This is a genomic window from Nonomuraea sp. NPDC059007 (assembly GCF_042740555.1).
GTDB lineage: Bacteria > Actinomycetota > Actinomycetes > Streptosporangiales > Streptosporangiaceae > Nonomuraea.
Genome location: NZ_JBHYJD010000005.1, coordinates 140,985 through 163,859, shown reverse-complemented (window position 1 = coordinate 163,859; position 22,875 = coordinate 140,985). Strand labels below are relative to the sequence as shown.

The window sequence follows — 22,875 nt, the reverse complement described above, 5'->3', positions numbered from 1 at the left end:
GGAGCGTAAGGGGCTGATGCCTGCAAGTGCCTTGCAAGCCCCATGACTAGCATGTTTCCCCACCGTTCCCGGGCAAGTCAGGAGTGACGCAGTGAACCCCGGTAGCCAGTTCGAGCCGCCGACCAACCCGTACCGCGGACCGTTCGAGCAGCCGACCATGCCGCCGGCCCAACTGCCGCCGCCCCGCCGCAGGGGCTGGATCGTCGCGCTGGTCGCCGCCGTGGTCGTGGTGGTCCTGGGGGCCGGGGCCGTGGCGGCGCTCGTGCTCACGGGCAAGGCCTCGCTGCCCGGCACCCGGCCGCCCGCGGCCAAGCCCACGGGCGTGCCTTCCGGCTCGGGCTCGGGCAAGCCGGCGGCGCCGGCCGCGCTCGACGTGTGCGCGATGGTGCCGCGGAAGGAGGCCGAGCGGCTGGTGCCCGGCGCCACGGTCAGCGGCGACTCGCGCGACGCCCCCGACTCCTACACGATCTCCTTCACCTGCAACTGGACCAACCGCCGCATCTCCTACAACGAGTTCTGGCGCAGCCGCGAGATCGACATCCGTGTCGAGCAGCACAAGGGCGAGGGCGCCAAGACCGGCCGTGCCATGGCCCAGAGTTCCTACGAGCTTGACCTCAGCGGCGCCAAGTACCGCGAGACCGCCAAGCCGGAGCTGCGCAAGGACGAGAAGGAGTACATCTCTCCGATGCGGGAGATCCCGGGTGTGGGCGAGGGCGCCTTCGTCCAGTACACCTGGCGGCGCTCCGGTGACCTGCTGTGGTACTCCTTCGGCGAGGCCCAGGCCAGGAACGGCGACATGACCGTCAAGGTCAAGTTCCAGGCCAGCCAGCAGCCCAAGGACGCCAAGATGCTCACGAACGAGGGCACCAAGTCCATCAACGAGGAGAACGCGCTGCGCGAGGCGAGCGCCCTGGTCGGCCACGTGGTGAAGGGCATGGCGGCCTGGCAGGCGGCCAACCCGAACGTGCTCGCCCAGCCCAAGCCCAAGGTCTCCGCGTCGCCGACCGCCCGGCCCACGCTGTCGCCCACCCCGGTGGCGGTCTTCCCGCCGGTGTGCCAGAAGGTCGCGCAGGTCGCGCTGGAGCTCGTGCCGGAGGGCGAGACCCGCGCCCGCGGCGCCGAAGCAGGCCAGGAGCGCCAGAGCGAGTGCCGCTGGCTGAACAAGAAGATCCCCATGGAAGGCGCGGGCTACAAGCTGCGCAGCGCCATGATCACGGTCCACGAGTTCACCAACCGGGCGGGCGCCGAGGACCAGGGCGCGGCCAGGGGCATGTACGCGCAGAAGCGCGGCGCCAACCAGGAGATGGGCTTCGGCGGCATCACCTGGAGCAAGATGACGGACATCAAGGACCTGGGCGACGGCGCCTTCAGCCAGTACGTCAAGTACAAGAAGGGGCTGCTCCACAACGGCAGCGGCACGATCGTGCTGCGCGTCGGCGCCAAGGTGGTGCTCGTGGACTACGCCGGCGTGGACGTCCCCGAGGGCGCCGCGCCCAACACCGCCAAGGCGCGGCTGCTGGCCGACCAGGAGGCCCGCGAGGGCGCGCTCAAGCTGGCCCGCGCCTTCGTCGCGGCGATGAAGGAACAGCCGATCGGCAGTTGAGGTTCCTGCAACTGGGTTGCAAGTGCGATGACTACGGTTGTCAGTCAAAAGTCACGCTTTGCCCAGCACAGGGGCCTGGGCAAAGCGTGACTCGTCTCATCGCCTGACGACGAAGGGCTCCAGCAGCCCCGGCACCGCGACGGACGCCGTGCGCAGGCCCTCGTCCTGGGCGACGTCCAGGACGTCGTAGTGGCCCTTGCCCGCCGCCGTGGTCGCCGAGACCGTCAGCAGCCCGGCCCGGCGCTGGAAGAACGACTGGCGTACCGTCCACCCCACGATGCCCGAGCGGTCCAGCGCCACCGTGCTGCGCAGCGCCGAACCCGACCGGGTGAGCAGGTGCCTGGGCCCCAGCCCGTGCCCCAGCCCCCGGTACGCGTCCACCGCGAGCCCCAGCGCCACCGGCAGGGCCGCGACCGGCGCCGCCCAGGCCCAGACCGGCACCCACGCGAACACCGCGTCCAGGACGCCCACAGCGGCGGCCAGCACCACCACGTACGCCACGGCCCAGCGCAGCCGCCTGAGCCTGGCCGCGCGCGGGTGACGCAGCAGCACCGGGTGCTGCTCGCCGGGGAGCGCGCCGTAGACGGCCGAGGCCACCAGCCAGGCCAGTTCGCGCGGCATGGGCGGGGTGAGCGCCGCCACGTCCTCGGTCTCGTTCTCCTCGGCCTTGCGCAGGCCCGTGGCCACGGCCTTCACCTTGGCGCCGCCGCCCAGCCTCAGCAGCAGCGGCTCCGCCACCTCCACGCCGCGCAGCCGCCGCTCCTCCAGCGTCAGCGAGCGGGTGGTCAGCAGGCCGCGGTGCAGGCGCAGCCGTCCGGGCTCGCGCTCCAGCCGGTAGCGTCCCCACGTCTCGGCGAAGAGCCCCAGCGCCCCCACGACGCCCACGAACGCGTTGGCGCCCACGAAGGCCAGCGCGGCCGGCCACGGGTGCTCCCGTACCCACGACCACGCCTCCTTCAGCGTGCCTTCCTTCACCAGGTCGAAGCCGAGTACGTCGAGCAGCTTGTAGAGCGCTCCGGCCACGATCGCGCCGCCCACGAACGTCCAGATGCTCAGCGGGGCGTACCTGATCCAGGCCCAGTCCAGCCGCGCCACCGCCACGTCGGGCCCCGCCGTCTCCGCCGGGCGCTCTCCCTCCAGCAGGGTACGGCGCAGCGCCTCCGCCTCCGGCCTGACCAGCGGGTCGAGGGTCAGCTCCTTGGTCTCGCCGGTGTGCTCGCCGGTGCCGACCTTGACCACGGCCAGCCCGAACGCCCGCCGTACCGGATCGGCGGTGATGTCCACGCTGCGCACGCGCTCGAGCGGCACCGACCGGTGGCGGCGCTCGGCGATGCCCGAGCGCAGCTCCAGGCGCTCGCCCGTCAGCCGCCAGCGGGTCGTGCGCAGGCGCAGCACGTCGTAGACCGCCACGGCGGCCATGATGACGACGGCGGCGAGCGCGCCGACGCCGGCCACGGCGCCGAACGACCAGTCCTGGCCGAGCAGGATCCGGCCGAGCACCACGACCACGGGCACGATGATGGCCACCGACATCACCGTCGAGGCGGCCACGCTCCTGCCCGCCAGCTTCCGCCAGCCGTCCTGCTCGGGCAGCACGTCCTGCTCCTGCGCGGTGGTCATGTGGCGTCTCCCGGGGTGGCCTGGGTGATCGCGGTCAGGCGCTCGGCGAGCCGCGCCGCGAGCTCGTGGTCGAGCGCCTCGATCTTGATGTGGCCGGCGGCCGAGGCGGTGGTCACCGTGACGTCGGCCAGCCCGAACAGCCGTTGCACCGGCCCCCGCGCGGTGTCGACCGTCTGGATGCGCGACATCGGCGCCACCCGCCAGGTGTGGGTCACCCAACCCTGGCGGGTGTAGACCGCGTCGTCGGTGACCTCCCAGCGCTGCACCCGGTAGTACGCACGCGGCGCCACCAGGGCCAGCACCAGGCAGATCAGGACGAACGCGGCCACCACCAGCCCCAGCCACAACGGCCGGTCGGAGAAGAACCAATACGCGGCCCCGGCGGCCGCGGCGATCGGCACCGCCAGCAGCAGCGACTGAACCGTCCACCAGGAGACGGCCCTCGGGTCGGCCTGGTGGCTCGGCGGGCGCAGGGCGAGCGTGCTCATCTCACGCCTCCCTCTTCTTGGCCGCGCTCGTGGCGGCCAGGAGCGCGCCGCCGAGCACGCCGAGGACGATGCTGGCGAACACCTCGTATCCGCTCAGGAACGACAGCCTGTTGACCAGCAGCAGGTCGTGCGCCCAGCTCCACCAGCCGAACAGGGTATTGATCACGCCGCCCGCCCCCTGCAGCAGGAGGAGCCAGCCGGCAATCTCGAGGACCACTCTCATGGCTCCAGCCTGGCCCCGCGCCCGTTGACGCCGCCTCGGCCGTAGGTTGAGCGAGACATCGACTTTGGTCGCTGTCTTTCTGTCGTAGGAAGGCTCTAACCTCGGGAAACGATGAAGGAGTCGGACGTCGCCCGGGCACCCGGGCAGGAATATCGATGGGCGCTGCCCTCGGTCCTGCTCGGCGACGGCGAGGAGGGGCGGCCGGTCAAGCGCTCGACGCGCGACTGGATCGTCGACACGCTCATGTTCGTGCTGGCCTGCGGCCTCACGCTGCTCACCCTGCCCGAGATCAGCCGGCTTCCCGAGCCGCTCCAGGCCACCGAGCAGGTGCTCGGCGCGCTGGCGTGCGCGGCGCTGTGGCTGCGGCGGCGCTGGCCGGTCACGCTGGCGCTGGCGCTCACCCTGCTGTCGACCGGGCTCGTGCTGGTGGGCGGGGCCTCAGCGGTGGCGCTCTTCACCGTGGCCGTGCACCGGCCGTTCAAGATCTCCGGTCCGGTGGCGCTGGCGAACCTCGTCACGCTCTTCCCCTTCGCCTACTTCCGGCCCAGCCCCGACCTCGGCTTCTGGGGCAACTTCATGCTCGGCGCCTCGATCGTGACCGTGCTGTTCGCGTGGGGGCTGGTGGTGCGCGCCAGGCGGCAGCTCGTCTGGTCGCTGCGCGTCCAGGCCGACACCGCGGCCGAGCAGGCCAAGCATCTCGAACGCGAGCGCATCGCCAGGGAGATGCACGACGTGCTCGCCCACCGCCTGTCGATCCTGAGCCTGCACGCGGGCGCGCTGGAGTTCCGCCCCGACGCCAAGCCCGCCGAGATCGCCAAGGCGGCCGGCGCCATCCGCGAGAGCGCCCACCAAGCCCTGCAGGACCTGCGCGGCGTGATCGGCGTGCTGCGCCACGCCGCTGGCGACGACCCCGTCCCCGACCGCCCACAGCCCACGCTCGCCGACCTCAACGCCCTGGTCACCGAGTGCCGCCAGGCCGGCATGGACGTCGCGCTGATCCTGCCCGACCGGGAGGGCGTCCCCGACGCGCTGGGCCGCAACGCCTACCGCATCGTCCAGGAGGCGCTCACCAACGCCCGCAAGCACGCCGCCGGCGCGCCGGTGACGGTGCGGGTCTCGGGCGGTCCCGGCGACGGCCTCACGGTGGAGGTGCGCAATCCGGTCGGGGTACGGCTCGGCCCGCGCATCCCCGGCGCGGGGGCCGGGCTGATCGGCCTGACCGAGCGCGCGGAACTGTCCGGCGGCCGTCTGGAGCACGGCCCGCGACCCGATGGGGATTTTCTGGTGAAGGCATGGCTACCGTGGACGACATGACCACCGCACCGATCCGCGTCCTGATCGTCGACGACGACGCCCTGGTCAGAGCGGGGCTCTCGATGATCCTTTCGGGGGCGGGCGACATCGAGATCGTGGGCGAGGCGGCCGACGGCGCGCAGGTGCCGCCGAGCGTGGCCGAGCACCGGCCCGACGTGGTGCTCATGGACATCCGCATGCCCGGCGTCGACGGCCTGGCCGCCACCGAGGCCCTGCGGGCCACCGCGTCGCCGCCGGAGGTGGTGGTGCTGACCACCTTCCACGCCGACGCCCAGGTGCTGCGGGCGCTGCGGGCCGGGGCCGCCGGGTTCCTGCTGAAGGACATCCCGCCCGGCGACCTGGTGTCGGCGATCCGCAAGGTGGCGGCCGGGGAGCCGATCCTGTCGCCGGTGGTCACCCGGCAGCTCATCTCGCATGTGTCCGACGGGGGCGTGGGGCAGCGTACCGACCGGGCGCGGGTCCTGCTGGCGCGGCTGAGCGAGCGCGAGCGGGAGGTGGCCGTCGCGGTGGGGCAGGGCAGGTCCAACGCGGAGATCGGGGCGGAGCTCTACATGAGCGTGGCCACGGTGAAGGCGCACGTGTCGCGCATCCTCACCAAGCTGGAGCTGAACAACCGGGTCCAGATCGCGCTGACCGTCTACGACGCGGGCCCCTGATCCCCGGCGAGTATCCGCTCGATGGCGGCGCGGTGCATGACCAGGTCATCGGGGTTCTCGGGGTCGGCCTGCTCGCCGAAGTGGATGCGCCGCTGCCAGACGCGGGCCATGATGATGCCGTGCCGGAGGGCGGCGTACATCTCGTAGAAGTCCATGTCGCGAGGCTCGTAGCCGGTTAGTTCCTGATATTTCCGGCAGACGTCGTCGCGGCGCATGAAGTCTGGCATGCCGGGCAATTCCAGCATCTCGGCGATGTCCTGGAAGAAGCGGTGCAGGAAGATCATCCAGCCGAGGTCCAGCTCTCGCGGGGCCGCGGCGGCCATCTCCCAGTCCAGCACGGCCACCGGGCGGAAGTCCCGGTACATCGCGTTGCCCGGCCGGGCGTCGCCCCAGGTCAGCACGTCGGGGCCGGGGTCCTTCGGCCAGTGCGCCTCCAGCCAGTCGAAGGCGCGTTCCAGCACGGGGATGCGGCGCCTGCCGTGCGCCCAGGCGTAGTAGGCGCGCTGGTCCTCCACGTGCGCCCGCAGCCCGGCGGCGCCGAGGAAGGCCAGTTCGGCGGGGCGGATGGGCGCCTCGTGCACCGCCGCCAGGATGGCCACGGTCTCGTCCTGAAGCGTCCGCGCCCTCTCGGGGCCGGCCTCCAGCAGCCAGCCCTCGCAGGTGTACGGCATGACGTCGGGCGGGACCAGCCCCTCTTCGCGTTCCATCACGAAGAACGGCATGCCGAGCGGCGCCGGGTCCGGCTCGAACCACAGCGCCCGGGGCGCCGGCACCCCCGCGCGCTCGCGGACCAGCCGCATGACCTCGAACTGGGCGCCGAGATCGTAGGCGGGGAAGACGGGCACCGCCTCGGTGGTGGGCGCCATGCGAGCGACGCACCGTGTGGGCTTTTCGGCCCATTGTGCTGTGAAAAATAACGTTTCGCTGGACATTCCGTTGCCCGAGGGACGCTCCAGCCCCGACACCGGTACGGCCCGGCCGAGCTTGGCCCCGAGCCACGCGGACACCCGATCGTGCAGTTCCTCCAGGTCACGCGTGGAGGTACGCATCTGCTCCGTCACCCTGGACCTCCCTGGCCTGGCACAGTCGTATACCGCCAACCAAGCGCTTGTCCAGATGCAACGCACAGTTACGGTTAGGTACGCGGCAGCCGTACCCTTGACTGAAAGAGCAAGGCGCGAAGGGACACAACGGGATGAGTTCAGCCGGTGAAGGCCTGTCTCGCCCGCTCCCTGAGCAGGTAAGACTGAACGTCGTCGACCTCGCGGCGCAGGTCCTGGGGTCGATGCCGGCCGCCATCGTGCCTCCGCCGCTACGCGGGATCGCCAGGTTCGATCCGCGCAAGCGCGCGAAGCTCGGCAGCGCGCCCATCGCCGCTCAACTGGAGAGCGACAAGGAGTTCCGCGAGGCCGTGGCCGAGTCGGTCGCGGCCGGCTGGCCCGAGCTCGTCGCCGCGCTGGCCGAGGGCAACGTGCCGCCCGCCGCCGACCCCGTGCTGGTGGCCGCCGCCGCCTACCTCACCCGCCCGCCCGGCTGGGCGGAGATGGTGGAGATGGCGCGGGCCGACCTGGAGCAGTCCGCCGTCGCGGCCGAGGGCTCGGCGCAGGAGCAGCAGGTCGTACGGCTGCGCGAACAACTCGCCGGGGCGAAGACCGCCGCCAAGGAGGAGTCCGACCGGCTGCGCGAGCAGCTCAAGACCGCCCGCGCCGAGAACTCGGACCTGCGCCGCAAACTCCACGAGGCCCGCGAGCGCGCCAAGGCGGCCGAGCAGCGCGTGACCGCCGTGGAGCAGGCCGCCGTCGAGGTGAAGACGGCCGCCACGGCCGCGGGCAGCGCGGGCGAGGCCGAACTGCGCCGGGTGCGTGAGCGGCTGAGCGACGTGGAGAAGCAGCTGGAGGCCTCCCGCCGGGCCGCGCGCGAGGGCAGAAGCATCGAGGACGCGCGCATCAGGGTGCTGCTCGACGCGCTGCAGGACGCGTCGGCCGGTCTGCGCAGGGAACTGGCCCTGCCGACCACCATCAGCCGCCCCGCCGACTCGGTGGCCGCGGTCTCGCCCGGTGCCCCCGGGGTGCGGGGCGTACCGGCGCGTGCCCTGGCCGACGACGATCCGCAGCTGCTCGACCAGTTGCTGGCGTTGCCGCAGGTGCATCTGATCATCGACGGCTACAACGTGACCAAGACCGGCTATGGCAACTTCACCCTCGCCGACCAGCGGGCCCGCCTGATGACCGGCCTCGGCGGGCTGGTCGCCCAGACCCGGGTGGAGGTCACGGTGGTCTTCGACGGCGCCGAACTCAACTCGCCCGTGCAGGTGGTGGCTCCGCGGGGGGTCCGCGTCCTGTTCAGCGCCCCGGGCGAGATCGCCGACGACGTGATCCGCCAGCTGGTCCGCGCCGAGCCGCCGGGGCGCGCCATAGCCGTGGTGTCGTCGGACCGTGAGGTGGCCGAGTCGGTCCGCCGCATGGGCGCCCGCCCCGTCCCCTCCGCCCTGATCCTGCGCCGCCTCGGCCGCGTCTGACCCCTCCCAAAGCCGCTCGCGCCCGCGCGCTCCGGGCTTTGGGCTCCGCCCGTCGGCCTGTGCTCGGCGCAGTGCTCCTCGTCCTCGCGTTCCGGGTTTCGGGGTTCTTGCCGGGGTCACGTGACGCCTGTGTCTTGCGCCTTGGTTTTGGGGTTTGGAGCTCTGGGGTGGGGGCGGCCGGGGGTGTCAGACCGGATTGGTCTGCCGGGGTGCGCGGGCGCCCCGGCCGGGCGTACCTTCCGATCTGCGCCCATCGGCGCGGCCGGCCGCTCGACGGGCACCCCCAGCGGTCCCGGGCATCCGGACGGCGGCCGGTCGCGCGGTGGGGCCGCCCGTTGTTGTGCCTGGTGGTGGGTGGGGGAGGTGGGAAGGGTGGGGTGTGGGTTACAAATCAGGCTAAAGGCTGAGAACACACCCAGCACTTCTGTACTATTTGCCCCCAGGTGTGATCACTGGGAGGCGACGCTGTGAGGTTTGGCCGGGTTTCGTTGGCGACTGGTCTGGCGATCGGGCTGCTGGCGTCGCCGGTCGGCGTGGCCGTGGCTGATCCCAAGCCCACGATCAAACAGGCCAAGGCGAAGCTCTCCCGCCTCAACAACAAGGCCGACCACGTCGTCGAGCGCTTCAACACCGCCACCGAGCGGCACAAGACGGCGAAGAAGAAGTACGGCCGGCTCAACTCCTCCTACAAGGACAAACTGGCCACCGTCGCCCGCCTGCGGGTCCAGGTCATCACCATGGCGGTCAACGACTACCAGCTCGGCGCCGACGTGACCTCGTGGCCGGCGATGATGGGCGAGGGCGACCCCATGAGCATGCTCAACGGCATGGCCCTCACCGGCCAGCTCCAGGCCGAGCGGGCGGAGAAGCTGGCCGCGTTCGACCGGGAGAACAAGGGCCTCAAGACCGAGCGCGACCTGGCCCAGGACGCGCTGGTCGCGGCCGACAAGGAACGCGACGAGGTCGAGAAGGAACGGGCCGAGATCCTCAAGCTGATCCAGGAGCAGAAGAAGCTCCTGCGCGAGCTCGGGGCGTACAAGACCGGCGATCCCAACAGCACCGGCATCAAGTACACGGGCCCGGCCACCGGGAACGCGGCGGCGGTGCTGAAGTTCGCGTTCGGGCAGGTCGGCAAGCCGTACATCTACGGCGGCACCGGTCCGCGCGGGTACGACTGCTCGGGCTTCACCCAGGCCTCCTGGCGGGCGGCCGGCGTCTCGCTGCCGCGGACGACCTGGCAGCAGTGGGCGTGGGGGGCCAAGCGCCGGGTCTCGCTCGACGCGCTGCGCCCCGGTGACCTGATCTTCAGCGAGGGCCTCGGCCACGTCACCATCTACGCGGGCAACGGCAACATCGTGCACGCGCCCCAGACGGGTGACGTCATCAAGGTCGTCAAGTTCTCCTCGTACGGCAGGCGCGTCGTGGGCGCGATCCGGCCCTGAGGCCCCGGCCGGCGTTACGGCCCGCCGTACCCGAGCATGGTCCGCAGAAGCTCCTCCACGGCCGGTGAGCGGCCGGGCGCGGGCAGGACGGCGGCGAAGACGCGGCGCGCGGGCAGGGCGGGCTCGGGACGTAGGAGCCTGATGTCCGGGCGCAGGGCCGCGCCGCCCGCGATCGACGGGAACACCATCACCCCGACGCCCGCCGCCACGAGCCCCTGGCGCCCGTTCCAGTCGTCGCACAGGTGGCTGACGCGCGGCGGCGCCCCCAGCGCCGCGGCGAGCTCCGACAGCGGCCCGAGGCAGTCGGGGTGGCTGCCGTCGATCCACGCCTGCCCGGCCAGAGCGCGCAGCCGCACGCTCTCCCCGGCCGCCAGCGGGTGACCTTCCGGCAGCGCGACCAGCAGTTCGTCGTCGAGCAGCGGCACCAGGTCCAGGCCGGCGGGCGCGGGGTCCCACGAGGTGACCAGCGCGAGGTCGGCCTCTCCGGCGAGGACGGCGGACGCGCCGCCGCCGACGGTCAGGGACAGCTCGACCGCCGGGTGGCGGGCGGCGAAGACGCGGAAGCACTCGGGCACGAACGCGGTGGCGGCGCTCGGGAAGGCCTGTACGCGCACCCGCCCCCGCTCGCCCGACGCGTGCGCGGCCAGCCGGGTCTCCAGCAGCACGATCCCGTCGAGCACGTACGCGGCCTGCTCCAGCGCGGCCTGCCCGGCGCCGGTGGGCCGTACGCCGCGCGGCAGGCGGTGGAACAGCAGCACCCCCGCCCGGCGCTCCAGCGCGGCGATCTGCCGGGAGACGGCCGGCTGGGTCATGGAAAGCGCCTCGGCCGCCGCCGAGAACGACCCGAGCCGGCCCACCTCTGACAGCACCTTCAGCGACCAGACGTCAAGCATGCATGGAGCTTATGCCTTTCATGCCGAACCCGCAGTGGTACGCATGGCTCGCGCGCAGCACGATCGGGGCATGGACACCTGGATTCTCTCCGCGCTGCCCGCGGCTCCCGCCCGCGTTCTCGACGCCGGTTGCGGCGACGGCGCGCTGGCCGGTGCGCTGATCGCGCGCGGCCACGACGTCACTGCCATCGACCTCGACCCGTCCGCGGCGCTCGCGGCGGGCGTGCCCGCCAAGCGCGCCGACCTGACGGTTTATGAGGACGACCCGTTCGACGTCATCGTGCTGTCACTGTCGCTGCACCACATGCACCCGCTGGGGGCCGCACTCGACCGGGCGGCCGCGCTGCTGAAGCCGGGCGGGCTGCTCGTGGTGGACGAGTTCGCCTGGGACTGGGCCGACGAGGCCGCCGCCACCTGGTTCTACGACGCCGGAACCCTGCTCGGCCGCTTCGACGGGCCCGAGCGCGACCCGGTGACCCGCTGGCGCGAGGCGCACGTCGATCATTCGCCCGCGGGGGACATGCTCGACGCCATCGCCGCCCGGTTCGAGATCCGGCGGACGCGGCGCGTGCCGTACCTCTTCCGCTATCTCGGCGGCGAGCACGCCGCGCGGCTGAAGGAGATCGAAGAGGTACGGCACACGCCGACCGGCTTCCGGCTGACCGCTGTGACGCGTGTGACAGGAGGGGCGGAAGGGACCTGACTCACCCCTGGAGCTCCAAGTGTGAGGAGGGTCACATTTGAGTAACGGGACCCCGCTGTCCAGCAGGAGTTCCCGTCCTGACAGGGTCCTTTATCTGATCTTTACAGCTTTGCCAGGACTTTGCCGGGTCATGAACCCGGGAGTACGTTCTGGCGTCGCGGCGAACAAGCCATGGCGCCGCGAACCGGCATCGGCCCCGTCCGGGCTCGATGAGGACCCATAGAGATCCGCCGGTCGCCCCCGTCCGACAAGGGGCCGCGACCTGCCGAGTCCGTGCAGCCAGGAGGCACGGAGCCGGGGAACCACCGATCCCATTCCCCCGGGATCAAGGGGTGAATCGGCGCGTTCAGCGTGCCGTAGGGCGACTTCCAGGCCCGAATCCGTCAGCTAACCCGGTAGGCGTTCGTGGAAGAACCAAGGAGAAATCCTGTCTACCTCCCTGCACAACCCCCGTCTTGTTCTCGGTGGCGCGGCGCTCGCCATGACCGTGACGGCCGGAGGGTTCGCCCTCCATGCCCCGGCGGCCCAGGCGGCGACCACGGCCAAGACCACCACCTCGGCCAAGACGGCGACGCAGTCGACGACTGCCCGGCAGAAGAGCAAGGCCCGCAAGGCCGTCTCCGCGGCAAGGGCGCAGATCGGCGACCCGTACCGCTACGGCGGAACGGGACCCGGCGCCTTCGACTGCTCCGGTCTCGTCCAGTTCGCCTGGAAGAAGGCCGGAGTCAAGATCCCCCGCGTGACGCACAGCCAGTACGCGCGCATCAAGAAGAAGATCTCGTGGAAGTCTCTGCAGCCGGGTGACCTGCTGTTCTTCCGCGGTCGAGGCCACGTCGGCATGTACGTCGGCAACGGCAAGATGGTCCACTCGCCGAGTTCCGGCAAGCGGGTGCGCATCGAGCGGCTCAGCGGATGGCGCAAGTCGTCCTTCGCGGGAGCCGTCCGGCCCGGTCTGTAGTCGTCCGGACCGAAAGGCCCCGTCCCCTCCCGGGACGGGGCCTTCGCGCGTCCGGCTACCATCAGGGCCGTGGTCGTGAGCCGTCGCGCCGCGCTCGCGGCCCTCCTGGTCTTCGCGCTGGGCTGCGCCCCCGAGCGGGCTCCTGACGCGGGAGCGGACCGCGGCGACCTTCAGCGGCGCGCCGAGCGGGCGGCGGCGCGCGTCGCGGCGATCCTCGGGCAGCCGGTACGGCCCAGCGTCGAACTCGCCGAGAACGCGGCACACGCGGCGCGGACCGCGGGCGTGGGCTCGGTCGAGGGCCTGGCCGCGATCGCCCACGACGGCAGGGTCATCGTGATCCCGGAGAACTACGCCAAACTCACCCCCACCGGACGCGACGTCGTCCTCGCCCACGAGCTGACTCACGTCGCCGCCGGCACCGGCGGGCTGCCGGCCTGGCTGTACGAGGGGTTCGCCGACTACGTGGCCTACAAGGACGCGGGCCTGGCCGTGCCCGTGGCGGCGGCCGAACTCGCCACCGAGGTACGTGCCGGACGGGTGCCCGGGAAACTGCCCGGGGCGGACGCGTTCGCGCCCGGGGCCGCGCGGCTGGCACAGTCCTACCAGGAGGCCTGGCTGGCGTGTCGCTTCCTGGCCGCGCGCTTCGGCGAGGACAGGCTGGTGAGGTTCTACCGCGACGCGCGGCGGCTGGGCGTGGAACGGGCCGTGCCCCTGCCGTCCGGCGAGCTCGTCGCCGGATGGCGCGCCTATCTACGGGAGGAACTCGAGTGACCGATCAGCGGGACAAGGCCCCCGCGCGGATACGGCGGCAGGCCGGGATCGCCGCCGTCGTGCTCGGCGCCGTCGTGGTCGCGGTCGCCGCGTTCACCACGCCGTGGCGGGCGCTGCCGCCGGGAGCGCCCCAGGTCGCCCCCGATCCGGCCCGCGACTTCTCCGCCGCCGAGATCGCCAGGTCGCAGGCGTTCGACGCGGCCACCAGCGTGCCGTCGTACCTGTCGTTCGGGCTCACGATCCTGTTCGCCGGGCTGCTGGTCGCCACGCCGCTCGGCGCGAAGGTCCTCCGGCGGCTCAAGGGCCCGTGGTGGCTGCGGGTCCTGCTGGGCGTCCTGCTGCTCACGGTGCTGGTCGAGGTCGTGCGCTGGCCGCTCGGAATGTGGTTCGAGGTACGGCTGCGCGAGTTCGGCCTGTCCACGCAGGACTGGGCGGGCTGGAGCGGCGACCGGCTGAAGAACATCGCGGTCCGGGTCGTGCTGCTGTCCATCATGATCGTGGCGGTGGTGGGCCTGGCGCGCAGGTTCCGGCGCTGGTGGGTGCCCGCGGCCGTGGGCGCCGCCGCGCTGACCGTCGCCGCCTCGTTCGTGTATCCGGTCGTCTTCGAGCCGCTGTTCAACGACTTCCGGCCCATGCCGCCGTCCCAGTTGCGTACCGGCCTGCTGGCCATGGCCGAGCGCGACGGCGTACCGGTCGAGGACGTGCTCGTCGCCGACGCCTCCCGCCGCACGACCGCGCTCAACGCCTACGTCTCCGGCTTCGGCGCCACCCGCCGCATCGTCGTCTACGACACGCTGCTCAAGGCGCCGGAGCGGGACGTCGAACTCGTCGTCGCCCACGAACTCGGCCACGCCAAGTACGACGACGTTCTCAACGGCACGCTCATCGGCGCGCTGGGCGCCGCGTTCGGCGCCGCCCTGCTGTTCGCGTTCTTCCCGCTGGTACGGCGGCGCGCCCGCGTCACCGCCATCACCGAACCCCTGGCCGTGGGCGCCGTCATGGGCCTGATGAGCCTGGCCACCGTACTGTCCGGACCCGCCCAGAACGTCGTCAGCCGCCACGTCGAGGCCCGCGCCGACGCCCACGCCCTCGACCTCACCCGCGACCCGGCGATTTTCACGGCCATGCAGAAGCGGCTGGCCACGACCAACATCTCCGACCTCGCGCCGGACGCCGTCGAGTACGTCCTGTACGCCTCCCACCCCACCGCGCCGCAGCGCATCGCCATGGCCCGCTCCTGGGCGCTGCTGAACGGCGTTCCGGAGCCGTGAGGCGCGTCCTCATCGTCACGAACGACTTCCCGCCACGTCAGGGTGGCATCCAGTCGTTCGTGCACGGGCTGGCGGTGCGCACACCCGGGGCCGTCGTCTACGCGCCCGCCTGGGCGGGCAGCGCCGAGTTCGACCGGCGGCAGCCGTACCCGATCGTCCGGCACCCCACCTCGCTCATGCTGCCCACGCCCGGCGTCGCGCGGCGGGCCGCCCGGCTCGTGACCCGCCTCGGCGCCGACACCGTGGTCTTCGGCGCCGCGGCCCCGCTGGGGCTGCTCGCGCCCCGCCTGCGCGCGGCGGGGGCGCGGCGGGTGGTGATGCTGACGCACGGCCACGAGGCGTCCTGGGCGAGCACACCGCTCCTGCGCGGCGTGCTGCGCCGCATCGGCGCGCACGCCGACGTGGTGACCTACCTGGGGGAGTACACGCGCGCGCGGCTCGCCGGGGTCGTTCCCGCGGCCAAGCTGGTACGGCTGGCGCCCGGCGTCGACACGGCGGCCTTCCATCCCGGCGTGGCGCCCGCGGGCTCCTTCGGGGGGCCGGTGGTCGTGTGCGTGTCCCGGCTGGTGCGGCGCAAGGGGCAGGACCAGCTGATCAAGGCCTGGCCCAGGGTGTTGCGGGCGGTGCCGGACGCGGTGCTGCTGCTGGTGGGGGACGGGCCGGACCGGCGCCGCCTGGAACGGCTGGCGGCCCGGACCCGGTCGGTGGTGTTCGCCGGGGCGGTGCCGGGGGAGAGCCTGCCGGGGTACTACGCGGCCGGTGACGTCTTCGCCATGCCCTGCCGTACGCGGTTGCGGGGGGCGGACGTGGAGGGGCTCGGAATCGTCTTCCTGGAGGCGTCGGCCAGCGGGTTGCCCGTGGTGGCGGGGGCCTCCGGCGGGGCGCCGGATGCCGTACGCCAAGGGGAGACCGGGCTGGTCGTGGACGGCGGGTCGGTCGGCGCGGTCGCTCAGGCGCTGGTCGAGCTGCTGGAGGATCGGGAGCGGGCGGGGAAGATGGGGGCGCTGGGGCGCGAGTGGATCACGTCCGCTTGGTCGTGGGAGCTGGTGGCGAGGCGTTTCCGCGACATTCTCTCCGGGTGACGTCGGGGTGATGCTCTTCTGCGTCAGCCTGTGGCTTGCCATGACAGCATTCTGATGTCATGATGACGTCATGGACCTGACGCCCCACATCGACACCCTCCGCAGGGAGCTCACCGCCGCCGCCGACGTGGGCGGCGCGGACATGCGGGCCGCGGCCGAGTCGCTGACCTCGGCGCTGGAGTCCTCCGTGCGGCTGACGCTGCTGGAGGTGCTGTCGGACGCGGCGGAGTCGGTGACCAGCCAGATCGAGCCCGGCCTCGTCGAGCTGCGGATCCGCGGCAGGGAGCCGGAGCTGGTGGTCACCGTCCCACCCGGCCCCGACCCGAACTGGGGCGCCGCCCCCGGCCAGGCCCCGGGCGCCTACGGTCCAGGCGGTCCAGGCGACCCCGGCCCCGGTGGCCAAGGTCCGGGCGCCTACGGTCCTGGTACCTACGGTGCTGGTGCCTACGGCCCTGGTGCCTACGGTCCCGGTGGCTCCGGCCCCGGCGGTGGCCTCGGTCCCGGTGGTGGCTACGGGCCCGCCGGTGGCTACGGGCCTGGTGGTGGCCACGGGCCTGGTGGCTACGGCCCGCCCGGACCGCCCGGCTGGCCCGACGCCGCGTGGCCCGGCCCGACCCCGCCCATGCCCCCCACACCCCCGGTCCCGCCTTCGCCCCCCGAGCCGCCCGGCCCTGGCGACGGCGACGCCGGAACCGCCAGGATGACCCTGCGCCTGCCCGAGCCGCTGAAGTCCCGCATCGAACAGGTCGCGGGCCAGGCGGGCATGTCGGTGAACGCCTGGATGGTCCGTGCCCTGAGCCAGGCCGTCTCCGGCCAACCGGCGGCCCCGCCCTCCGGCTTCCCCGGCCAGCGCATCACCGGCTGGGCCCGCTAACCCACACCTTCTTGCCGGGGCCGTACCCCAGCCGGGGGTGCCGTGCCCCCGCTTGGGCAGTACCCCAGTCAGGGACCTACCCGAGCCGGAGACCTGCCCGAGCCGGGGACCTACCCGAGCCAGGTCCGCCCGCAGCGGCCACCCGCGGGCAGCACTCCCCGTCCGAGGCCTGTCCCGGGCGGGCGTCGCATCATCCCCTCGCCGCGCCTGACCACGAGGGTGTTCTGACCACGCCGATCGGAGATCTCGCCATGCCCACTTTCAGCACCCCGGACCCCATCGCCCTCCACGTGAACTTCCCGGCCGGTGACCTGGTCGTCACCGCGTCCGACCGTACGGACACCACTGTCGAGGTCACCCCCGAACACCTGGACCAGGGCGGCGTGGCTGACTACGCCGAATCGGTCAAGGTCACCCACCGCGACGGCGTCGTCCAGGTGAAGGCCCCCGACGGCTCCCGCCTGCGCCGCACTCCGAGCCTGGACATCGTCGTAGAGGTCCCCACCGGCTCCCGCGTGGTGGTCGAGACCGCCTCCGCCGACGTCAGAATCCGCGGACGGCTGGCCGGAGTCGAGTTCTCCAGCGCCTCCGGTGACCTGGACGCCGCCCACGCCGCCACCGCGATCGCCAAGACGGCGTCAGGTGACGTCAACTTTGACGTCATCGATGGCGTCGCCGGCATCAACACCGCCTCAGGCGACGTACGCATCACCGAAGCCCGCGGCCCCATCACCGCCACCGTCGTCTCCGGCGACCTGGTGATCGGAAAGGCCTCCTCCGACGCCTCCATCACGTCGACCTCCGGCGAAGTGTCCCTCCGCTGCGTGACCAGCGGCAAGATCGGCATCCGGACCACCTCGGGCGACGCCACGGTGGCCGTGCACGAGGGCACCGCCGCCTGGCTCGACATCAACTCCCTGACCGGCCGCGTAACCTCCGCCCTCACCCAGGACGCCACCGAGCCGTCCCCCGCGGAGCAGACCGTCGAGATCACCGCCCGCAGCCTGAGCGGCGGCATCGCCATCACCAGAGCGGAGTCCACCCGATGAACGAACACATGATCACCGAGTACGTCCGCACCCGCCACGCCGACCTCATATCCGAAGCCGCCGCCGAACGCACCGCCACCCACCACAACCGCCAGACCCCTTCCCAGCCCCCCGCCCTCCGACCTAGAACCACCACCTCAGGCGTCGCCACCTCACGAGCTGCCGCCTCCGGCGCCGCGCACGGCCTCCGCCACCGAGCGGCCCGCGCCCTCCACACCCTCGCCAACGCCATCGACCCCCACCCAACTCCCCACTAGCCTCCGCCCAACCCCGCCACCACGTTCTGGTCTGAACCCCACGCTCTGAACACGGTCTCACTCCGCACCCCGGACCTGTCCATGTTCTGGGCCCCGCCCACGCCTCCCCCTGGTGCTTACCTCTGGCCCGTTCGCCCGTCCTACGGGGCCGCTTCGGAGGTCAGGGTGGCGCCGCCTCGCGGGGGCGGTGGTCAGGTGGGGAGGCCTACGGCGCGTTCGCCGCTGCGGCGTTGCTGGATCACCACGGCCACGACGAGGAGGGCGCCCTGGGCGACGTTCTGCCAGAAGGTGCTGATGCCGTGGAAGGTGAGGCCGTTTTCCAGGGCGCCCAGCAACACCACCGCCAGGAGCGTGCCGCCCACTCCGCCCTTTCCGCCCTTCAGGGCGCAGCCACCCAGGGCCGCGGCGGTGATGGCCTTCAGTTCCAGGCCGGCGCTGCCCGAGGTGGGGTGGCCGGAGCCGATTCGGGCGGTGAGGATGATGCCGGCTATCGCGGCTACCAGGCCCGCCAGGGCGTACACGGCTATCAGGTATTTGTTGATGTTTATGCCTGCGAGGCGGGCGGCGGTGTCGTTGCCGCCTATGGCGTAGAGGTTGCGGCCTATGTCGGTGTATTTCAGGAGGATGTGAACGGCCAGGGCTACCAGGATGAGGATCCACACCATCGTGGGCAGGCCTGCCAGGCTGCCCCGGGAGATGAAGATGAACAGGTCGTCGCCCAGCACGTAGCCCTGCGCGGCGCCGCCGGACAGCAACTGGGCCAGGCCCTTGTACGCGGCCAGCGTGGCCAGGGTGGCGATGACGGCGTTGACGCGGCCGTACACGATGATGATGCCGTTGATGAGACCCAGCAGCAGGCCCACGGCCAGGGCGGCGGCCATGCCGAGCGTCGGGTCGCGGCCGGTGGACATGAAGGCCATCGCGCTGACCACGGACGCCACGCCGGTGGCCGAGCCGACGGAGATGTCGAGGGCGCCGCAGATGATCACTACCGTCTGGACGACGGCCAGCAGACCGGCGATCGTCACGGCGTCGCCGATCACCCGGATGTTGCTCCACGCCAGGTAGCCGGGGTCCAGCACGCCGAACAGCGCGCCCACGGCCACGATGGCCAGCACGAGGATCAGGTTCTGGGCGCCGATGGCGGCGACGGCTCCCGCCCACCGGCCGCGGTTCTCGCGTGGGTCGGTGGGGGCCTTGTGGGCGCTGGTCTGGGAGGTCATCGCGCGCCTCCGGGCATGGGGTCGGCGTGCTCTGCTGCGGTGGTCATGGGTGTGCGGGCCTCGGCGGGAAGTGGCGGTCAGGTGTACGGCGGTGCGCCGCGCTGAGCGTGGGTGCTGGACGCCTCGGGGGATCTCCGAAGGCGGCGGGGGTGTGCGGGCCTGGGGGAGGGGTGGGCGTTGGGGGTGTGGTTGAGGGGCGAGTGGGGCCCGGGGTGGGGTTAGGAGGGGGTGGGGGTCAGGTCGTCGGTCATGGCGAGGGAGAGGATGGCTTCCTCGGTGGCGCGGGTGCGGGGGAGTTCGCCGGTGATGCGGCCGTTCTGCATGACCAGGATGCGGTCGGCCAGGCCCAGGACCTCGGGGAGTTCGGAGGAGACCACGAGGACGGCCACGCCGGAGCGGGCCAGGTCGGCGATGATGTGGTAGATCTCCGCCTTCGCCCCCACGTCGATCCCCCGGGTCGGCTCGTCGAGGATGAGCACCTTGGGGCGGCGGGCCAGCCAGCGGGCCAGGACCACTTTCTGCTGGTTGCCGCCGGACAGCTTGCGGACCTCGTGTTCCAAGGACGGGGTGCGGACGCGCAGGCGGGTCACGAACTCGGCGACGGCCCGGTTCTCGGCGGCGCGGCGGACGAAGCGGAACGTGCGCAGGCGGTCGAGGATGACCAGGGAGGTGTTGTCGCGTACGCTCCGGTCGAGGAAGAGGGCCTGGGCCTTGCGTTCCTCGGGGGCGTAGCCCAGCCCGGCCCGTACGGCGTCGCCCGGGTGGCGCAGTCGCAGCACCCGCCCGGCCACGCTGACGGTCCCGGAGCGGATGGGCAGGTCGCCGGCCAGGGCGCGGGAGAGTTCGGAGCGGCCGGCGCCGACCAGCCCGGCCAGGGCGACGACTTCGCCGGCCCGCACCTGGAAGGTGATGCCGCGCACGTCGTCGGTGGTGACCTCGTGGACGTCGAGGATGACGTCGCCGGCCTCGGTGCCGGGGCGTTCGAACATGGACGACAGGTCCCGCCCGACCATCATGCGCACGATCTCGCCCTCGCTCGCCTCGGCGGCCTGCCGTACGCCGGCCAGGGCGCCGTCGCGCAGGACGGCGATGCGGTCGGCCAGGCGGAAGATCTCCTTGAGGCGGTGGGAGACGTAGACGATGGCCAGGCCCTGTTCGCGCAGCCGGGTGATGAGGGCGAAGAGGGCTTCGGTCTCGTGTTCGCCGAGGGAGGAGGTGGGTTCGTCGAAGGCGATGACGCGGGCCTCGCCGGTCAGGGCGCGCAGGATCTCGACGAGCTGGCGTTGCGGGGGGGTCAGGGCGGAGCCGAGGGTGTCGGGGTCGAGGGCGTGTTCGAAGCCGAGCCGTACCAGCTGGGACTGGACGCGCTCGCGCAGGGCGGCGCGGTCGAGCAGGCGGCCGCGGCGGCGGGGCAGGGCGCCGGCGTGGACGTTCTCGGCGACGGAGACGTGCGGGATGATCTCCGGCTCCTGGGGGATGACGCGGATGCCGTGGCGGCGGGCGTCGGCGGGGGAGTGGAGGTCGAGGGGGTGGCCGTCGAGCAGGACGCGGCCGCCGTCGGGACGGTGGTCACCGTTGACGATCTTGATCAGCGTGGACTTGCCGGCGCCGTTCTCGCCCATGAGGGCGGTGACCTGGCCGGCGGGGAAGTCGCAGGTGACGCCGCGTAGTGCCTGGACGCCGGAGAAGTGTTTGGCCAGCTCCTCTACCCTGAGCACGCGATCACCGGGTCTCCCCAGGCGGCCGCGTCACCGGTGGGGCCGTCGCCCGCGTCGGTGACGACGAGCCTGACGAGACGGGCGCCGGTGACGTCGGCGGCGAGCTGCAGCGCCGCCATGGCGCCGGTCCGCACCCCGGAGGCGGCGGCCTTGCGGCCGTCGGCCCAGATCTCGAAGGTGACGGTGCCGCCCGTGCCGGCGGTGTCGTCGACGCCCACGTGCGCGGTGAGCTTGGTGCAGCGCCCGCCGAGGTAGTAGTCGAGGGTGCCGGGGGCGTGGGCGGTCAGGCCCTTGGCGTAGGTGGCGCCGTTCACCACGACCTTGCGCCGCTCGACCGCGCCCTTGCCGTTGGCCATGCTGAGCCAGCGCAGGTCGCTGACGTAGGCGGTGCCGGTGGGGGCGGGCGGGGGCACGACGAAGACGGAGGCGGCGCGCAGCTTGGCGGCGCTCGCCTCCAGCCAGTACGCGTTGCGGGGCAGGTCGGCCGGGGTGGTGAGGTTCCAGGCGGTGGCCAGGCGCTGGCCGGGCCCGAGGACCTTGGCGGCGGCCGGGGTGGCGGCGGCCGACAGCCAGCGGTCGGGCGCGCGCAGCGCCGCGGTGACGTCGGCGGCGTTGGTGAGCCCGTGGTTGGTGACGACGGTGGTCACCTGGGCGGTGGCGCCGGGCTCGATGAGCGCGGCGGCCCCCTGGTAGGGGGCGGGAACCTGGAGGTCGAACTCGAGAAGCGGCGGGTAGGAGGACCAGGCCGCGTCCCGGGAGATCTGGTAGAGCATCGCCTGCCTGGCGGGCACGTTGGCGGCCAGGACGCCCGCGGTGTGGGCGTCGGCGCCGGTTAACAACTCGCGTACGCGGTAGGCGGGCGCCGCCGCCGGGAGCCCGATGTCGGTGACCGTGGTGGCGATGCGCTGCGGGTGCCCGCTGTCGTTGTAGAGCGCCACCGCCATGTCGCCGTTGGGCAGGTGTTTGGCCACCACCCAGCGGCCGTCGTCGACGCGCACGACCCGGCTGCCGTCGCCGAGCAGGGCGCCTTCGGGCACCTCGTCGGCCGCCGCCGGGTTCGCGAGCGTTGCCAGAGCGGTGGCCGCCGCCGCGGCGGCCACCGATAACCGTGTCAGGCGCTGCACTTGACTCCCTCGGCCTGCCAGTTGGTCGCATCCACCATCTTCGTCGGTGCGAAGGCCTCGGCCGGCATGGCGGTGCCGTTCTTGATGTTGTCGAACATCGTCTGCACGGCGAGCTTGCCGACCTCGTATCCGTTGATGAACAACGCTGCCTTCATACCTGAAGGTTTGCCGCTGTTCCAGTCCTTGCACGCGAGATAGGCGCCCAAACCCACCCCGATGATGTTCTCCGGTTTGATTCCGGAGTTCTGCATGGCGGTGACGCCGCCGCTGACGTTCTCGTCGTTGCAGCCGAGCATCACCCAGTTCTTGACCGCCCGGTTGCCGCTGATCGTGGCCGCGACCTTGTCCTGGGCGCCGGTCGGGGTGTTGTCGGTGCCGACCTCGATGACCTTCACGCCGGTGACGCCGGCCGCCGCCTCGAACGTGGGCACCGCGGCCTTGACGCGGTCGGTGCAGACGGTCACGTCCTGCTGCCAGGCCGTGATGATCGCGGAGTCCTCCTTCTTCCATCCGGCCTTCTTGAACTCCTCGCCGGCGCGGGTGCCGACGGACTCGCCCATCTGGGTGCCGGAGAAGCCGACGCGCGGCACGAGCTTGGACTTGTCGCAGGCGGCCGGGTCGGGGCCGTCGACGCAGACCTGGTCGTCGGAGGTGAGCAGCGGTACGCCGCCGTCCTTGGCGAGCTGGACGATCTGGGGGCCGACGGCGGGGGCGGGCACCACGATGATGATGCCGCCGACCTTCTTGCCGATGGCCGCCTGCGTCTCGGTGACCGCCTTGTTGGTGTCCTCGCCGAGGTCGACGACCTGCAGGTCGACGCCCAGCTCAGCGGCCTTGTCCTTGGCGCCCTGGGCCTCGCCGATGAAGTACTCCTGGTCGCCCTGCTTCTGGAGGTAGGCGATCGAGATCTTGCCGCCCGCCGGCGCCTTGCTCGCGCCCGCGGTGGTCTCCTCCTTGCCGGACGAACACGCGGCCAGCACCAGCGCGGCGACGAGCAACGCGGCGGCGGTTCTGGTGGACGGCAGGATCATGGGGGGTGCACCTGCTTCCTTGCGTTGACTGAGATCTTTTTCCGTTTGTCAGGCCGG

At 72.3% G+C, this 22,875-nt stretch carries 22 protein-coding genes and 1 riboswitch; of the genes, 13 read left to right on the top strand and 9 right to left on the bottom strand.

The window, feature by feature from the left end; all coding sequences use genetic code 11:
* Positions 1–91: 91 nt before the first annotated feature.
* The gene (locus tag ACFWY5_RS10065) at positions 92–1,603 is read left to right on the top strand and encodes a hypothetical protein (RefSeq protein ID WP_379631168.1); all 1,512 of its coding nucleotides are present in this window, start codon (positions 92–94) and stop codon (positions 1,601–1,603) included.
* A 96-nt stretch (positions 1,604–1,699) separates the two neighbouring features.
* Here ACFWY5_RS10065 and ACFWY5_RS10060 read toward each other — a convergent pair whose 3' ends face one another.
* The 3 genes from ACFWY5_RS10060 to ACFWY5_RS10050 are packed head-to-tail and all read right to left on the bottom strand — an operon-like array spanning position 1,700 to position 3,934.
* Complete coding sequence (locus tag ACFWY5_RS10060; RefSeq protein ID WP_379631166.1) at positions 1,700–3,223, bottom strand: PH domain-containing protein; 1,524 nt, start codon at positions 3,221–3,223, stop codon at positions 1,700–1,702.
* Positions 3,220–3,711, bottom strand: a complete 492-nt coding sequence (locus ACFWY5_RS10055; RefSeq protein WP_379631164.1) for a PH domain-containing protein — start codon at positions 3,709–3,711, stop codon at positions 3,220–3,222. The genes ACFWY5_RS10060 and ACFWY5_RS10055 overlap by 4 nt, the downstream gene beginning before the upstream one ends.
* 1 nt (position 3,712) lies before the next feature.
* Positions 3,713–3,934, bottom strand: a complete 222-nt coding sequence (locus ACFWY5_RS10050; protein ID WP_379611615.1) for a hypothetical protein — start codon at positions 3,932–3,934, stop codon at positions 3,713–3,715.
* Positions 3,935–4,045: 111 nt separating this feature from the next.
* On the opposite strand from ACFWY5_RS10050, the gene ACFWY5_RS10045 reads away from it, so the two are divergent.
* Both ACFWY5_RS10045 and ACFWY5_RS10040 read left to right on the top strand, forming a co-directional pair.
* Entirely contained in the window at positions 4,046–5,248 is a 1,203-nt protein-coding gene (locus tag ACFWY5_RS10045; protein ID WP_379611616.1) for a sensor histidine kinase, read from the top strand.
* On the top strand, positions 5,245–5,904 hold the full coding sequence (locus ACFWY5_RS10040) for a response regulator (RefSeq protein ID WP_379611617.1): 660 nt from the start codon (positions 5,245–5,247) through the stop codon (positions 5,902–5,904). The genes ACFWY5_RS10045 and ACFWY5_RS10040 overlap by 4 nt, the downstream gene beginning before the upstream one ends.
* Here the strand turns inward: ACFWY5_RS10040 and ACFWY5_RS10035 are convergent.
* On the bottom strand, positions 5,886–6,965 hold the full coding sequence (locus ACFWY5_RS10035; protein ID WP_379631162.1) for a phosphotransferase family protein: 1,080 nt from the start codon (positions 6,963–6,965) through the stop codon (positions 5,886–5,888). The genes ACFWY5_RS10040 and ACFWY5_RS10035 overlap by 19 nt on opposite strands.
* 134 nt (positions 6,966–7,099) lie before the next feature.
* On the opposite strand from ACFWY5_RS10035, the gene ACFWY5_RS10030 reads away from it, so the two are divergent.
* Both ACFWY5_RS10030 and ACFWY5_RS10025 read left to right on the top strand, forming a co-directional pair.
* Positions 7,100–8,422 carry an NYN domain-containing protein gene (locus ACFWY5_RS10030; protein ID WP_379611619.1) on the top strand — a complete coding sequence of 441 codons (1,323 nt, stop codon included), beginning with the start codon at positions 7,100–7,102 and terminating at the stop codon, positions 8,420–8,422.
* Positions 8,423–8,910: 488 nt separating this feature from the next.
* The gene (locus ACFWY5_RS10025) at positions 8,911–9,864 is read left to right on the top strand and encodes an NlpC/P60 family protein (protein WP_379611621.1); all 954 of its coding nucleotides are present in this window, start codon (positions 8,911–8,913) and stop codon (positions 9,862–9,864) included.
* Between the two features lie 14 nt (positions 9,865–9,878).
* Here the strand turns inward: ACFWY5_RS10025 and ACFWY5_RS10020 are convergent, their stop codons facing one another.
* Positions 9,879–10,757, bottom strand: coding sequence for a LysR family transcriptional regulator (locus ACFWY5_RS10020; protein WP_379631160.1), 879 nt, complete (start codon positions 10,755–10,757; stop codon positions 9,879–9,881).
* 70 nt (positions 10,758–10,827) lie between these two features.
* On the opposite strand from ACFWY5_RS10020, the gene ACFWY5_RS10015 reads away from it, so the two are divergent.
* The 8 genes from ACFWY5_RS10015 (at position 10,828) to ACFWY5_RS09980 (ending at position 17,722) form a co-directional block, all read left to right on the top strand.
* Positions 10,828–11,460 (top strand): class I SAM-dependent methyltransferase, encoded by a 633-nt coding sequence (locus ACFWY5_RS10015; protein ID WP_379631157.1) that lies wholly within the window; start codon positions 10,828–10,830, stop codon positions 11,458–11,460.
* Between the two features lie 253 nt (positions 11,461–11,713).
* A riboswitch (cyclic di-AMP (ydaO/yuaA leader) is annotated at positions 11,714–11,877 on the top strand.
* A gap of 64 nt (positions 11,878–11,941) precedes the next feature.
* Positions 11,942–12,418 (top strand): C40 family peptidase, encoded by a 477-nt coding sequence (locus tag ACFWY5_RS10010; protein WP_379611624.1) that lies wholly within the window; start codon positions 11,942–11,944, stop codon positions 12,416–12,418.
* Positions 12,419–12,487: 69 nt separating this feature from the next.
* The gene (locus ACFWY5_RS10005) at positions 12,488–13,189 is read left to right on the top strand and encodes a hypothetical protein (RefSeq protein ID WP_379631155.1); all 702 of its coding nucleotides are present in this window, start codon (positions 12,488–12,490) and stop codon (positions 13,187–13,189) included.
* Complete coding sequence (locus ACFWY5_RS10000) at positions 13,186–14,460, top strand: M48 family metallopeptidase (protein WP_379631153.1); 1,275 nt, start codon at positions 13,186–13,188, stop codon at positions 14,458–14,460. The genes ACFWY5_RS10005 and ACFWY5_RS10000 overlap by 4 nt, the downstream gene beginning before the upstream one ends.
* Positions 14,457–15,542, top strand: coding sequence for a glycosyltransferase family 4 protein (locus ACFWY5_RS09995; RefSeq protein WP_379611627.1), 1,086 nt, complete (start codon positions 14,457–14,459; stop codon positions 15,540–15,542). Before ACFWY5_RS10000 ends, ACFWY5_RS09995 begins: the two co-directional genes overlap by 4 nt.
* Before the next feature lie 70 nt (positions 15,543–15,612).
* On the top strand, positions 15,613–16,416 hold the full coding sequence (locus ACFWY5_RS09990) for a hypothetical protein (protein WP_379631151.1): 804 nt from the start codon (positions 15,613–15,615) through the stop codon (positions 16,414–16,416).
* A 251-nt stretch (positions 16,417–16,667) separates the two neighbouring features.
* Positions 16,668–17,465: a DUF4097 family beta strand repeat-containing protein gene (locus tag ACFWY5_RS09985; RefSeq protein ID WP_379631149.1), complete on the top strand. Its 798-nt coding sequence runs from the start codon at positions 16,668–16,670 to the stop codon at positions 17,463–17,465.
* Positions 17,462–17,722 (top strand): hypothetical protein, encoded by a 261-nt coding sequence (locus tag ACFWY5_RS09980; RefSeq protein ID WP_379631147.1) that lies wholly within the window; start codon positions 17,462–17,464, stop codon positions 17,720–17,722. Before ACFWY5_RS09985 ends, ACFWY5_RS09980 begins: the two co-directional genes overlap by 4 nt.
* Positions 17,723–17,913: 191 nt before the next feature.
* Here the strand turns inward: ACFWY5_RS09980 and ACFWY5_RS09975 are convergent, their stop codons facing one another.
* From ACFWY5_RS09975 to ACFWY5_RS09960, 4 genes are all read right to left on the bottom strand, one after another.
* Positions 17,914–18,945, bottom strand: a complete 1,032-nt coding sequence (locus tag ACFWY5_RS09975; RefSeq protein WP_379611631.1) for an ABC transporter permease — start codon at positions 18,943–18,945, stop codon at positions 17,914–17,916.
* A gap of 218 nt (positions 18,946–19,163) precedes the next feature.
* The gene (locus ACFWY5_RS09970) at positions 19,164–20,663 is read right to left on the bottom strand and encodes a sugar ABC transporter ATP-binding protein (protein ID WP_379631145.1); all 1,500 of its coding nucleotides are present in this window, start codon (positions 20,661–20,663) and stop codon (positions 19,164–19,166) included.
* Positions 20,651–21,787 carry an NPCBM/NEW2 domain-containing protein gene (locus tag ACFWY5_RS09965; protein ID WP_379631143.1) on the bottom strand — a complete coding sequence of 379 codons (1,137 nt, stop codon included), beginning with the start codon at positions 21,785–21,787 and terminating at the stop codon, positions 20,651–20,653. The genes ACFWY5_RS09970 and ACFWY5_RS09965 overlap by 13 nt, the downstream gene beginning before the upstream one ends.
* On the bottom strand, positions 21,775–22,818 hold the full coding sequence (locus ACFWY5_RS09960) for a substrate-binding domain-containing protein (protein ID WP_379611636.1): 1,044 nt from the start codon (positions 22,816–22,818) through the stop codon (positions 21,775–21,777). Before ACFWY5_RS09960 ends, ACFWY5_RS09965 begins: the two co-directional genes overlap by 13 nt.
* Between the last annotated feature and the right edge of the window lie 57 nt (positions 22,819–22,875).

What these genes read in the sequence shown, in the direction of transcription:
- ACFWY5_RS10060 (WP_379631166.1), bottom strand. Translation starts at nt 3,223, where the DNA reads ATGACCACCGCGCAGGAGCAGGACGTGCTGCCCGAGCAGGACGGCTGG.
- ACFWY5_RS10055 (WP_379631164.1), bottom strand. Translation starts at nt 3,711, where the DNA reads ATGAGCACGCTCGCCCTGCGCCCGCCGAGCCACCAGGCCGACCCGAGG.
- ACFWY5_RS10050 (WP_379611615.1), bottom strand. Translation starts at nt 3,934, where the DNA reads ATGAGAGTGGTCCTCGAGATTGCCGGCTGGCTCCTCCTGCTGCAGGGG.
- ACFWY5_RS10045 (WP_379611616.1), top strand. Translation starts at nt 4,046, where the DNA reads ATGAAGGAGTCGGACGTCGCCCGGGCACCCGGGCAGGAATATCGATGG.
- ACFWY5_RS10040 (WP_379611617.1), top strand. Translation starts at nt 5,245, where the DNA reads ATGACCACCGCACCGATCCGCGTCCTGATCGTCGACGACGACGCCCTG.
- ACFWY5_RS10030 (WP_379611619.1), top strand. Translation starts at nt 7,100, where the DNA reads ATGAGTTCAGCCGGTGAAGGCCTGTCTCGCCCGCTCCCTGAGCAGGTA.
- ACFWY5_RS10020 (WP_379631160.1), bottom strand. Translation starts at nt 10,757, where the DNA reads ATGCTTGACGTCTGGTCGCTGAAGGTGCTGTCAGAGGTGGGCCGGCTC.
- ACFWY5_RS10015 (WP_379631157.1), top strand. Translation starts at nt 10,828, where the DNA reads ATGGACACCTGGATTCTCTCCGCGCTGCCCGCGGCTCCCGCCCGCGTT.
- ACFWY5_RS10010 (WP_379611624.1), top strand. Translation starts at nt 11,942, where the DNA reads ATGACCGTGACGGCCGGAGGGTTCGCCCTCCATGCCCCGGCGGCCCAG.
- ACFWY5_RS09990 (WP_379631151.1), top strand. Translation starts at nt 15,613, where the DNA reads ATGGACCTGACGCCCCACATCGACACCCTCCGCAGGGAGCTCACCGCC.
- ACFWY5_RS09985 (WP_379631149.1), top strand. Translation starts at nt 16,668, where the DNA reads ATGCCCACTTTCAGCACCCCGGACCCCATCGCCCTCCACGTGAACTTC.
- ACFWY5_RS09980 (WP_379631147.1), top strand. Translation starts at nt 17,462, where the DNA reads ATGAACGAACACATGATCACCGAGTACGTCCGCACCCGCCACGCCGAC.
- ACFWY5_RS09975 (WP_379611631.1), bottom strand. Translation starts at nt 18,945, where the DNA reads ATGACCTCCCAGACCAGCGCCCACAAGGCCCCCACCGACCCACGCGAG.
- ACFWY5_RS09960 (WP_379611636.1), bottom strand. Translation starts at nt 22,818, where the DNA reads ATGATCCTGCCGTCCACCAGAACCGCCGCCGCGTTGCTCGTCGCCGCG.